Raw genomic sequence first — 12,597 nt, forward strand, 5'->3', positions numbered from 1 at the left:
GTGGCCGCCCCTTTCGGGCCGGCGGCGCTGCCCACTGCTTGCAACACTTCTTCCAACGTTGGAAAACTGATGTCGGCGGTATGACAGCACGCGGTCAAGCCGGTGTCCAGAGGTGGCGCAGGAGCTGGTGCAGTGGCGGTCCCACGTTCGGGGTGCCGGAGGCCGTACCCCTGAGTGACACGTTTTGGAAACGCGGTGACAACGCTCTTGCCGTCGGCGCCACCCCGCCTATATAACGTTGTAAACCGAGCCGCCAAGAGGCCCGACAAGCTCTTGCGTACACCGTTTCCGCAGTGGGAAGCGGGTCGCGAGGAGTGCGGTGCCGTCTGCCGCCGAGCGGCCGGTGCATCGTCCAGCCCTGCCCGACCGTGCGCCGAACGGCGTGCCGTCATCCCGCCAAGGAGCGTCCCGCGCATGATGACCCAGCGTCGATCCCGTACCCTCGCCGCGGCCTGCCTGCTGGCCGCGACGGCCATGCTGGCAGCCTCCGGCTGCTCGAAGTCGGAGGCCACGGACGCCGCGGGCGGTGACAGCGGCCAGGGGGCGCAGGCGGCCAAGACGCCCGAGGCCAGTTCCGGTGCCGGCTGCTCGCTCCAGACGTACGGCGCACCGAAGCTCGACCTGAAGGACGCGGTGGTCGGCTTCTCCCAGTCGGAGAAGGAGGCCAACCCCTTCCGTATCGCCGAGACGCAGTCCATCAAGGACGAGGCCAAGAGGATCGGCGTCAAGAAGCTGCTCACCACCAACGCGCAGTCGCAGCTGTCGAAGCAGATCAGCGACGTCCAGGACATGCTCTCCCAGGGCGCGCAGTTCCTGATCATCGCCCCGCTCAACTCCGACGGCCTGGAGCCCGCGCTCAAGGCCGCCGCGGCGAAGAAGGTGCCCGTCCTCACCATCGACCGCAAGGTCAACTCCGCGGCCTGCAAGGACTACGTCGCCTTCCTCGGCTCCGACTTCGTCGAGCAGGGCAAGCGTGCGGCCGACGCCATGATCAAGGCCACGGACGGCAAGGCGAAGGTCGCCATCCTCCTCGGCGCCTCGGGCAACAACGTCACCACCGACCGCACCAAGGGCTTCGTCGACCAGATCGCGGCCAAGGCTCCCGGCATCGAGATCGTCGCCCAGCAGACCGGCGAGTTCGCCCGTGACAAGGGCCAGCAGGTCATGGAGCAGCTCATCCAGTCCAAGCCGGAGATCACCGCCGTCTACGCGGAGAACGACGAGATGGGGCTGGGGCGGTCACCGCGCTCAAGGCCGCAGGCAAGAAGCCCGGCAAGGACGTCAAGATCGTCTCGATCGACGGCACCCGCAACGCCGTACAGGCCCTGGTCAACGGCGAGTACAACGCCGTCATCGAGTCCAACCCGCGCTTCGGACCCCTCGCCTTCGCGACCGCCCAGAAGTTCTACGGCGGCGAGGAGATCCCCGAGAACGTCATCATCTCCGACCGCGCCTACGACGAGACCAACGCCAGGGAATCCCTCGGCGGGGCGTACTGATCCGCACCCGGCACCCACGGCCCCGGCCGCCGCGGCGCAGACGACGCCGCGGCGGCCTTCCGGCCCACACCCTTGGAACAGCGGAAGGCCAAGACCACCCATGGCACCACCCGAAGCAGTACCTCAGGCACCGGAGGCGGCCACGTCCGCCGCCCCGCCGTGCTCGAAGCCCGCTCGGTGAGCAAGAGGTTCTCCGGGGTCGTCGCCCTCGACGACGTCTCCTTCTCCCTGCGGGCCGGAGAGACCCACGCGCTGGTCGGGGAGAACGGCGCGGGCAAGTCCACTCTCATCAAGGTGCTGACCGGTGTCTACCGGCCCGACGCCGGAGAACTGAGGCTGGCGGACGAACCGGTCCGGTTCAGCCGCCCGTCCGAAGCGCAGCAGGCCGGGATCTCCACGATCTACCAGGAGGTCAACCTCGTCCCGCTCATGAGCGTGGCGCGCAACATCTTCCTCGGCCGCGAACCCCGCAACCGCCTCGGTCTCATCGACTTCTCGCGCATGCACCGCGAGACGGCCGCACTGCTCGGCGGCTTCGGCGTCCGCGCCGACCCGCGCCGGCCGCTGCACACCCTGGGGATCGGCACCCAGCAGATGGTCGCCCTGGCACGGGCCGTCTCGGTCAACGCCCAGGTCGTCATCATGGACGAACCCACCTCCTCACTCGAACCGCGCGAGGTGGAGACACTCTTCCGCGTCATCGGGGACCTGCGCGGCCGGGGCATCGCCGTGCTCTACGTCAGCCACCGCATGGACGAGCTCTACCGGATCTGCGACCGCGTCACCGTCCTGCGCGACGGCCGCCACATCCACACCGGCGACCTCGCCGGCCTCGACCGGATGCAGCTCGTGTCGATGATGCTCGGCCGCGACCTGGCCGAAGTCCGCCGCGCGGGCGTCACCAACTTCGCGGCCGAGGGCCACGAGGCGGCCAGGACACCCGTGCTGACGGCCACGGGCCTCACCAGCCGGCTCCAACTGCACGACATATCACTCTCGTTGTACGCGGGAGAGGTGCTCGGTCTCGGCGGCCTCCTCGGCTCGGGCCGCAGCGAGACGGCCAAGGCGCTGTCCGGCGCCCTGCCGCTCGACTCGGGCGAACTCACAGTCGACGGGACCGAGTTGAAGCGACTCACCCCCGCCGCCGCCATCCGGGCCGGCATCAGCCTGCTCCCCGAGGACCGCAAGGCCGAGGGCATCGTCCCCGGGCTCTCCGTCCGCGAGAACATCGTGCTGGCCGCCCTGCCGCGGCTGTCCCGCGGTGGTGTCGTCTCGCGCGCCAGGCAGGACCGGATCGTCGAGATCTTCATGAAGCGGCTGCGGATCAAGGCGTCGAGCCCCGAACAGAAGGTCGGCGAACTCTCCGGCGGCAACCAGCAGAAGGTCCTCCTGGCCCGCTGGCTCTGCCTGGAGCCCAAGGTCCTGCTGCTCGACGAACCCACCCGCGGCATCGACGTGGGTGCGAAGGCCGAGGTCCAGAGCCTCATCGACGACCTCGCACGCGAGGGCCTTGCCGTCCTGCTCATCTCCTCCGACATCGAGGAACTCATCGAGGGCGCCGACCGCATCGTGGTCCTGCGCGGTGGAGCGGTCGCCGGCGAACTGGCGGGCGACGAGGTGGCCGAGGACCGGCTGCTCGAAGTGCTCGCCGACCACGCACCGGCGCCGGAGGACAACGCCACGGCCGCTCAGGAGGACCCCCGATGACCACGACCACCGTGTCCCCGCCCACCGGACCCGCCAAGCGCGGCGCACCCGCGTCCCCGCTCGCACGGCTGCGTGATCCCGCCTGGTACCAGGAGTACGGCGTGTACGTCGCCGTGGCGGTGGTGCTGCTCTTCAACGCGCTGTTCACCGACCACTTCATGACCGCCGACAACTTCCGTACCCAGTTGGTCCAGGTCGCCCCCATCGTCATCGTCGCCCTGGGCATGGCCCTGGTCATCGGCACCGAGGGTGTCGACCTGTCCGTCGGCTCGACGATGGCCCTCGCCGCCGCCTTCCTGCCGCTCTACCTCGGCTACGGGCTCGTGCCCGCGCTCGTCGTCTCGCTGCTGGCGGGCGCGGTCGTCGGAGCCGTCAACGGCACTCTGGTCTCCCTCATCGGACTGCAGCCCATCGTCGCCACGCTCGCCCTCTTCGTCGGCGGCCGCGGACTGGCCCTGGTCATGGCGGACGGCCAGCTCAAGCAGATCGTCAACCCCGACCTGCTGTCGCTGGGCACCGGCTCCTTCCTCGGCATCCCGCTGGTCGTCCTGATCGCCGCGGTCCTCGCCGTCGCGGTGGCCTTCCTGGTCCAGCGCACCACCTTCGGCCGGCAGATCGTCGCGGTCGGCGGGAACCGCTCCGCCGCCGCTCTCGCCGGCCTCCCCGTCAGACGGGTCCTCATCGGCGTGTACGTGCTCTGCGGGGTCCTCGCCGCCCTCGCCGGCGTCCTCGCCACGGCCCGGCTCACCGCGAGCGACCCGTCCTCGCTCGGCACCCTCATGGAACTCTCCGCCATCACGGCGGTCGTGGTCGGCGGCACGCCGCTGAACGGCGGCTCCGTCCGGGTGCTCGGCACCGTGGCGGGCGCCCTGCTGATGCAGCTCCTGCGGGCCACGCTCGTCAAGCACGACCTGCCCGACTCCACCGCACAGATCGCCCAGGCGGCCATCATCATCGCCGCCGTCTACGTCGCACGGGAGCGTCGGTCCCGATGAACGAAACCACCCCCGCACCCACCGTCCCCGCCCCCGTGTCCACCCGGGCACCAGGGAAGACGGCCCCGCCCCGGCCCGCCGCGGACGCCGGGCAGACGGGCCGGCGGCGTGCCGCCGAACTCCTCCAGCGGCAGGGCGTACTCGCGGTGCTGCTCACCGTGGTGATCGCCGCCTCCTTCATCTACCCGACCTTCGCCTCCCTGGACAACGCGCGCGGGGTGACCATCCAGGCGTCGTTCCTCGCCGTGGTCGCGCTCGGCATGACCATGGTCATCATCACCGGCGGCATCGACCTCTCCGTCGGATCGGTCTTCGCCCTGGGCGGGGTCCTCGCCGCCTGGGCCTCGCAGTACGGGTTCCTCGCCGCGCTGCTCGTCCCCCTCACCGTGTGCGGGGCGATCGGACTGCTCAACGGCTTCCTGATCGCCCGGGGGAACATGGCCCCCTTCATCGTCACCCTCGCCACCCTGCTGGGCGCACGCGGCCTGCTGCTCACCCTCACCGACGAGGGCGCCACGACCCACCTGGTGCCCAAGGACTCCGCCTTCGGCGAGCTGGGCCAGGGCAGCGTCTGGGGATTCGGCTACCCGATCCTGATCGCCCTGGTCCTCTTCGGGGCCGGCGGCATCGTTTTGCAGCGCACCTCGTTCGGGCAGACCCTCTTCGCGGTCGGAGGCAGCAGCGACGCGGCCACCCTGATGGGCCTTCCCGTCGTCCGTACCAAGATCCTGGTCTACACGCTCAGCGGACTGCTGGCCGGGCTCGCCGGCGCGCTCAACGCGGCGAGGCTGTCCTCCGGCGTCACGATCGTCGGCGTCGGCATGGAGCTGGACGCCATCTCCGCCGTCGTCATCGGCGGGACCCTGCTCATCGGCGGCGCGGGCTCGATCAGCGGCACCCTCTGGGGCGTCCTCCTGCTCGCCGTCATCCAGAACCTCATCAACCAGATCGGCTCGCTCAACTCCTCGTACCAGTCGGTGGTCAGCGGGGGTTTCCTTATCGTTGTCGTGGTGGCCCAGCGCTATCTGGCGCGCAGTCGAAGAACCACCTGACCGCGAACCAGCCGTACCGAGCCACCGAGCCGCAGTGCCGAGTCGAGCCAAGGAGTGCCGTGGGCGTCAGCCTCAAGGACGTTGCGCAACGGGCGGGCGTGTCCATCAAGACCGTGTCGAACGTGGTGAACAACTATCAGCACGTCACACCCGCCATGCGGACCAAGGTGCAGCAGGCGATCGACGAGCTCGGCTACCGGCCGAACCTCACCGCACGCCACCTGCGCAAGGGCCGCACCGGCATCATCGCCCTCGCGGTCCCCGAATTCGGCAACCCCTACTTCGCCGAGCTCGCCGGAGCGGTCGTGGACGCGGCCGCCCGGCACGACTACACCGTCCTGGTCGACCACACCGCCGGCCTGCGGGAGAACGAGCTGCTGGTCAGCCAGGGCTTCCGGTCCCACGTGATCGACGGTCTGATCCTCAGCCCCATCCACCTGGAGACGGAGGACCTCATGGCGCGGACCGAGACGGCGCCGCTGGTCCTGCTGGGCGAGCGCGAGTACGAGGCACCGTACGACCACATCGCCATCGACAACGTGGCCGCCGCCCGCGACGCCGTGCGCCACCTCCTCGGCCGCGGCCACCGAAGGATCGCCTTCCTCGGATCGCGCACCGGCCGCGAACGCCAGCCCGCGCACCTGCGGCTGCGCGGCTGGCGCGAGGAGCTCGCCGCCGCGGGGATCACCCCGGACGAGAACCTGGTCGTGGTCACCGACGGCTACGGCCGCGAGGACGGCGCCACCGGTATGGCGGCCCTCCTGGACCGGGGCGAACGGCCCGACGCCGTGTTCGCGTACAACGACCTGATCGCCATCGGCGCGATGCGGACCATCACGGCACGCGGACTGCGCATCCCGGACGACATCGCCGTCGTCGGTTTCGACGACATCGAGGAGAGCAGGTACGGCGCCACGACGCTCACCACCATCGCCCCGGACAAGGAAGCCATCGCCCGCCTGGCCGTCGACAGCCTGGTGGAACGCCTCTCCGGCCAACCGGTGGCCGAACCACGCAAGCCGCGCCCCGGCTACCGTCTCATCATCCGGGAATCCACCACGCCCGGGTCTGCCCACGCTCACCTCAAGGACCTCTGATGCCGCGCCCCACCGTGTACCGCACCCCGTTCGGCTCCGCAGACGGCACACCGGTCCACCGGTGGAGCCTCGACTGCGGTACGGGAGTCCGGGCCGAGGTACTGACCTACGGCGCCTCGCTGCACAGCCTCACCGTGCCCGACACCAAGGGCGCCACCGCCTCGGTGGTCCGTTCGCTGGCGACCGTCGACGACTACACGGCCAAGCACCCGTACTTCGGCGCCGTCGTCGGCCGCTACGCCAACCGCATCGCGAACGGCCGGTTCACCCTGGACGGGACCACGCACCACATCCCCGCCAACGACCGCGGCCACGCCCTGCACGGCGGACCGGAGGGCTTCCACACCAAGGTGTGGGACGCGAGCGCGGAGCACACCGACGACACCGCGTCCGTACGGCTCACCCTGCACAGCCCCGACGGCGACATGGGCTTCCCGGGCGCCCTGGACTGCACGGTCACCTACACCCTCGACGCCGCCGGGACCCTGGCCATCGACTACGCGTCGGTCAGCGACCGGCCCACGCACGTCAACCTCACCAGCCACGCCTACTTCGACCTCGCCGGCCACGACGACGTCCTCGGCCACCGTCTGGAGGTCGACGCCGACACCTATGTGCCGGTGGACGGCGACGGCATCCCCCTGGGGCCTCCGGCCGAGGTCCGGGGCACCCCCTTCGACCTCACCGGCCCGCGCCTCCTCGGGGAACGGCTCGGCCAGGACGACGAACAGCTCCGCACCGCAGGGGGGTTCGACCACAGCTGGGTGCTGCGCGGCCCCGACGGGCTGCGCCGCGCCGCACGGCTCACCGGCCCCCGCGCGGCCCGCGTCCTGGAGGTGTGGACGACGGAGCCCGGCATCCAGGTCTACACCGCCAACCGGCTCGACGGCTCCTTCACCGACGCCACCGGCCGCCGCCACGAGCGGCACGGATCAATCTGCCTGGAGACCCAGCACCTGCCCGACTCGCCCAACCGGCCCTATTTCCCCAGCACGGTGCTGCGCCCGGGCGACACCGCGCGCAGCCGCACCGAACTGCGCTTCCCCCATCTGCTGCCACGGCTCGGGAACTGAGCCCTGCCCGCTGAGGACCGTGCGCGAAGGGGCTCCGAGCCCGTCTCCGGATGCGGGTGGCCGCAAATCCTTACCTCCGCGACGGGCCTGATCGCGATAGCCGGCCGTCTGCCTGCGGGTGCCGCAGGCAGTGCCCGCAAGGACGAATCCCTGGTGAGCCTGGTTCTGGACAACACATGGAGCGGTAACGCAATTTGCTTGCGTGGCTTGCGCTAGTCTTGCGTGCATGACGCGACGACTTGCTCAGGTGGCCAAGAAGGTCGGGGTCAGCGAGGCCACGGTCAGCCGGGTGCTCAACGGCAAGCCCGGTGTCTCGGACGCGACCCGGCAGTCCGTGCTGACCGCGCTTGACGTGCTCGGATACGAGCGCCCGACACAGCTGCGGGGCGAGCGCGCGCGCCTGGTGGGTCTGGTCCTGCCCGAACTGCAGAACCCCATCTTCCCCGCGTTCGCGGAAGTGATCGGGGGGGCGCTCGCCCAGCAGGGACTTACGCCCGTGCTGTGCACGCAGACCAAGGGCGGCGTCTCGGAGGCCGACTACGTGGAGCTGCTGCTCCAGCAGCAGGTGTCCGGGGTCGTCTTCGCCGGAGGTCTGTTCGCGCAGGCCGACGCGCCGCACGCACACTACCGGCAGCTGGCCGAACGCAACATCCCGGTCGTCCTCATCAACGCCCCCATCGCGGGGCTGGACTTCCCCTGCGTCTCCTGCGACGACGCGGTCGCCGTCGAACAGGCGTGGCGCCACCTCGCCTCGCTCGGGCACGAGAGGATCGGGCTGATCCTCGGCCCCGCCGACCACATCCCGTCACGCCGGAAGATGGAGGCGGCCGGGGCGGCGTCGAGGGCCGCGGGCAGGGAACTGGACGAGGAGTTCGTGGAGCGGTCCATGTTCTCGCTCGAAGGCGGGCAGGCCGCCGCGTCCCGGCTGCTGGGGCGCGGCGTGACGGGCATCGTCTGCGCGAGTGACCCGCTGGCGCTGGGGGCCATCCGGGCTGCCCGCCGACGTGGCCTCAAGGTCCCCTCGGACGTCTCGGTCGTCGGATTCGACGATTCCGCTTTCATGAACTGCACCGAGCCGCCCCTCTCGACGGTCCGGCAGCCCATCGAGGCGATGGGCCGCGCCGCGGTCGAGCTCCTGTGCGCGCAGATCCAGGGCGCGCAGACGCATCCCGGCGAGCTTCTCTTCGAGCCGGAACTGGTCGTCCGCGGATCGACGGCCCAGCCGCCCGCCGGCCGGCCCACCGCCTGACCCCTCCGGGTCTGGCGGCCCGGACGCCGCTCCACTCATACGATCCTTCCGGCCTCGCGACGCACTGGGTGGCGTTGCGAGGCCCTTTTCTGCGTGCCGGTAAACGGAACGTAGACCTCCCCTTATCCCGGACCCCGCGGCCCGCATCGCTGACCTGCGCGAACGGTTGGCTCAACTCAGGGTGCCGTCAGGAGCGTTGACAAAGCGGTGACCTGGTAGAAACCTGTCACCTTGGCAACGCAAAAGATTGACCGAATAACTCAAAAGCAGAAGATTAGCGCTGCCGATTCCTCGCAGGTCATATGTCAGGTACCTGACGAGGGTCCCTGTCATCGTCCACTTGGCGCACCGGCACACGCGCCTCGTCGTCCGTCTTCCGCCGACAGCTTGTCGGGGGAGGTGCTGCCGCCGAGCCGTAGCCGTATGCCCGGATCATGGAACAAGAGGCCATCATGAGAGGCACACACCAGGGTCGGCGGTTGATCGCCGGCGCGGTGACAGCCGGCTTGATCGCGGTCGGGCTGTTGCCCGTCACCGCCCACGCCGCGGCGGAGGAAGTCAACCTGGCGCTCGGCAAGACCGCGAGGGCCGGGGGAGCGCACGGCACCTACCTCGCCGGAAACGTCACCGACGGAAGCCAGCAGTCCTACTGGGAAGGGCCTGCGGGCTCCTTTCCGCAGTGGGTCCAGGTCGACCTCGGAGGCAACGTCCGGGCCGACCGGGTCGCACTGAAGCTCCCCACCGGGTGGGAGACGCGCAACCAGACCCTCCAGGTGCAGGGAAGCACCGACGGCAGTGGATTCAGCACGCTCGCGGCGTCCGGTGCGCGCACCTTCGATCCGGCCAGGGCGAACGCGGTGAACATCGGCTTCACGGCCGCCACCGTGCGGTTCGTACGGGTGCAGGTGAGCGCCAACTCCGGCTGGAACGCGGCGCAGCTCTCCGAGCTGGAGGTCTACGGGGAGGACGACGGCGGACCGGTCGACCCGCCGGCGAACGGCTCGAACCTGGCGCGGAACAAGCCCATCGAGGCCACCTCGACCACGCAGAACTACGCGGCGGCCAACGCCAACGACGACAGCGTCACCAGCTACTGGGAGTCCGCAGGATTCCCGTCGAGTCTGACGGTGAAACTCGGTGCGAACGCCGACGTCGAAGCCGTGGTCCTCAAGCTCAACCCCGACCAGGTGTGGGGGCCGAGAAGTCAGGCCATCCAGGTCCTCGGCCGTGAGCAGTCGGCGACCGCGTTCACGTCTCTCAAGGCGCGCGCCGACTACGCGTTCACTCCGGCGGCAGGCAACACCGTCACCATTCCGGTGACCGGCCGCTACGCGGACATCCGGCTGACGTTCTTCTCCAACACCGGCAGCACCGGTGCCCAGGTCGCGGAGTTCCAGGTGGTGGGCGCGGGGGCGCCCAATCCCGACCTGACCGTCACCGATCTGACCTGGGCCCCGTCCTCCCCGTCCGAGACCGACACCGTCCAGGTCAACGCCACGGTGCGCAACGCGGGGAGCGCCCCTGCGGCAGCGACCACGGTGAACGTCAGCCTGGAGGGCACGGTGGCCGGTTCCGGTCCGGTGCCCGCACTCGGGGCCGGAGCATCGGCGACCGTCCCGGTCACGGTGGGCAAGCGGCCGGTGGGTTCGTACACCGTGTCGGCGGTCGTCGACCCGAGCGACACCGTGGCGGAGCAGGACAACAGCAACAACAGCCGGACGGCGTCGGCGAAGCTGGTCGTGGGCCAGAGCCCGGGGCCGGACCTCCGTGTCACGGGCATCACCTCCAACCCGGCCGCCCCGGCGGTCGGCGCCTCGGTCACCTTCGGGGTGGCGGTACAGAACCGCGGCACCACAGCTGTCGCGGCGGGGACCGTGACCCGGCTGGTCGCGGGCACCACCACCCTCAACGGAACCGCGGGCGCGATCGCCGCGGGCGCCACCGTCACGGTGCCGATCAGCGGCAGCTGGACGGCCACGAACGGCGGAGTCACCCTGACCGCGACGGCCGACGCCACGGGCACGGTCGCCGAGACCGACGAGAACAACAACGTCTTCGCGCGCTCGGTCGTCGTCGGACGCGGTGCGGCGGTGCCGTACACCGAGTACGAGGCGGAGGACGCCCGCTACCAGGGCACCCTGCTCACCAGCGACCAGAAGCGCACCTTCGGTCACACCAACTTCGCCACCGAGTCCTCCAGCCGCCGGTCGGTACGGCTGACCTCCACCGGCCAGTTCGTGGAGTTCACCTCCACCAACGCCGCCAACTCGATCGTCGTCAGGAACTCGGTCCCCGACGCCCCGGCCGGGGGCGGCGCCGAGGCGACGATCAGCCTCTACGTCAACGACACCTTCAGCCGGAAGCTGACCCTGTCCTCCAAGCACAGCTGGCTGTACGGCAACACGGACAGCCCCGAGGGCCTGACCAACACCCCCGGTGGTGACGCCCGGCGCCTCTTCGACGAGTCCCACGCACTGCTGTCCCAGACCTACCCGGTGGGCACGAAGTTCCGGCTCCAGCGCGACGCAGGTGACACCGCGGCCTTCTACGTCCTGGACCTGATCGACCTGGAACAGGTGGCGCCGCCGTCCCCCCAGCCCGCGGGGTGCACCTCCATCACCACCTACGGCGCCGTGCCCAACGACGGCATCGACGACTCGGACGCACTCCAGCGCGCGGTGACGGCGGACCAGAAGGGTGAGATCAGCTGCGTCTGGGTTCCGGCCGGCCAGTGGCGCCAGGAGAAGAAGATCCTCACGGACGACCCGCTCAACCGCGGGCAGTTCAACGCGGTGGGCATCCGTGACGTGACGATCCGCGGCGCGGGCATGTGGCACTCCCAGTTCCACACCCTGACCCCGCCGCACCAGGCGGGTGGTATCAACCATCCGCACGAGGGCAACTTCGGCTTCGACATCGACCACAACACGCAGATCTCCGACATCGCGATCTTCGGATCGGGAACGATACGCGGCGGGGACGGCAACGCCGAGGGCGGCGTCGGCCTGAACGGGCGTTTCGGCAAGGGCACGAAGATCAGCAACGTGTGGATCGAGCACGCCAACGTGGGTGTGTGGGCCGGGCGCGACTACAGCGACATCCCGGAGCTGTGGGGTCCCGGCGACGGCGTGGAGTTCAGCGGGATGCGTGTCCGCAACACGTACGCCGACGGCATCAACTTCGCCAACGGCACGCGCAACTCGACCGTGTACAACTCGTCCTTCCGTAACAACGGCGACGACGCGCTGGCGGTCTGGGCGAGCAAGTACGTCAAGGACACGTCGGTGGACATCGGCTCCAACAACCGCTTCCGCAACAACACGATCCAGCTGCCGTGGCGGGCCAACGGCATCGCGATCTACGGCGGTTTCGGCAACACCATCGAGAACAACATCATCGCCGACACCATGAACTACCCCGGCATCATGCTGGCGACCGACCACGACCCGCTGCCGTTCTCGGGGCAGACCCTCATCTCCAACAACGCTCTGCACCGCACAGGCGGCGCGTTCTGGAACGAGGACCAGGAGTTCGGGGCCATCACCCTGTTCGCACAGGGCCTGCCCATTCCGGGCGTCACCATCAAGGACACCGACATCCTCGACTCGACGTACGACGGCATCCAGTTCAAGACGGGCGGCGGCGAGGTGCCGGACGTGAAGATCACCAACGTCCGCATCGACAAGTCGAACAACGGCTCCGGCATCCTCGCCATGGGCGGAGCCCGGGGCAGCGCCACGCTCACGAACGTCACCATCACCAACTCGGCCGAGGGTGACGTCCTCATCGAGCCCGGTTCGCAGTTCGTCATCAACAGGGCGGGCTAGCCACTTCGCACCACAGGGCGCCCTTGCCCCGGCCGCCGCGGCGGCCGGGGCAAGGGCGCCGCGTGCCACCACGCACACCTATCCGTACGTATCCGACT

The 12,597-nt window shown here is 69.8% G+C and carries 7 protein-coding genes and 1 pseudogene; all 8 read left to right on the top strand.

Annotated features, from left to right (window positions below; genetic code table 11):
- The first annotated feature begins 414 nt into the window (after positions 1-414).
- The 8 genes and pseudogenes from Sfulv_RS26845 to Sfulv_RS26880 all read left to right on the top strand — a co-directional run bounded on the left by Sfulv_RS26845 (position 415) and on the right by Sfulv_RS26880 (position 12,499).
- Positions 415-1,499: pseudogene (locus Sfulv_RS26845) on the top strand (ABC transporter substrate-binding protein).
- Between the two features lie 177 nt (positions 1,500-1,676).
- Positions 1,677-3,206, top strand: coding sequence for a sugar ABC transporter ATP-binding protein (locus tag Sfulv_RS26850; RefSeq protein WP_256669142.1), 1,530 nt, complete (start codon positions 1,677-1,679; stop codon positions 3,204-3,206).
- Complete coding sequence (locus Sfulv_RS26855) at positions 3,203-4,201, top strand: ABC transporter permease (protein WP_173317035.1); 999 nt, start codon at positions 3,203-3,205, stop codon at positions 4,199-4,201. The genes Sfulv_RS26850 and Sfulv_RS26855 overlap by 4 nt, the downstream gene beginning before the upstream one ends.
- On the top strand, positions 4,198-5,253 hold the full coding sequence (locus Sfulv_RS26860) for an ABC transporter permease (protein WP_173317036.1): 1,056 nt from the start codon (positions 4,198-4,200) through the stop codon (positions 5,251-5,253). The genes Sfulv_RS26855 and Sfulv_RS26860 overlap by 4 nt, the downstream gene beginning before the upstream one ends.
- A gap of 59 nt (positions 5,254-5,312) precedes the next feature.
- Positions 5,313-6,350 (top strand): LacI family DNA-binding transcriptional regulator, encoded by a 1,038-nt coding sequence (locus Sfulv_RS26865; RefSeq protein WP_173317037.1) that lies wholly within the window; start codon positions 5,313-5,315, stop codon positions 6,348-6,350.
- Positions 6,350-7,423 carry an aldose epimerase family protein gene (locus Sfulv_RS26870; RefSeq protein WP_173317038.1) on the top strand — a complete coding sequence of 358 codons (1,074 nt, stop codon included), beginning with the start codon at positions 6,350-6,352 and terminating at the stop codon, positions 7,421-7,423. The genes Sfulv_RS26865 and Sfulv_RS26870 overlap by 1 nt, the downstream gene beginning before the upstream one ends.
- Positions 7,424-7,649: 226 nt before the next feature.
- Entirely contained in the window at positions 7,650-8,672 is a 1,023-nt protein-coding gene (locus tag Sfulv_RS26875) for a LacI family DNA-binding transcriptional regulator (protein WP_173317039.1), read from the top strand.
- A gap of 452 nt (positions 8,673-9,124) precedes the next feature.
- The gene (locus Sfulv_RS26880) at positions 9,125-12,499 is read left to right on the top strand and encodes a CARDB domain-containing protein (protein WP_173317040.1); all 3,375 of its coding nucleotides are present in this window, start codon (positions 9,125-9,127) and stop codon (positions 12,497-12,499) included.
- The last annotated feature ends 98 nt before the right edge of the window (positions 12,500-12,597 follow it).

Origin of the sequence: Streptomyces fulvorobeus (assembly GCF_013167895.1) — a bacterium.
Lineage (GTDB): Bacteria > Actinomycetota > Actinomycetes > Streptomycetales > Streptomycetaceae > Streptomyces > Streptomyces fulvorobeus.

Excerpts from the sequence above, each read along its gene's own strand:
- Sfulv_RS26855 (WP_173317035.1), top strand. The coding sequence starts at position 3,203 with ATGACCACGACCACCGTGTCCCCGCCCACCGGACCCGCCAAGCGCGGC.
- Sfulv_RS26880 (WP_173317040.1), top strand. The coding sequence starts at position 9,125 with ATGAGAGGCACACACCAGGGTCGGCGGTTGATCGCCGGCGCGGTGACA.
- Sfulv_RS26870 (WP_173317038.1), top strand. The coding sequence starts at position 6,350 with ATGCCGCGCCCCACCGTGTACCGCACCCCGTTCGGCTCCGCAGACGGC.
- Sfulv_RS26875 (WP_173317039.1), top strand. The coding sequence starts at position 7,650 with ATGACGCGACGACTTGCTCAGGTGGCCAAGAAGGTCGGGGTCAGCGAG.
- Sfulv_RS26860 (WP_173317036.1), top strand. The coding sequence starts at position 4,198 with ATGAACGAAACCACCCCCGCACCCACCGTCCCCGCCCCCGTGTCCACC.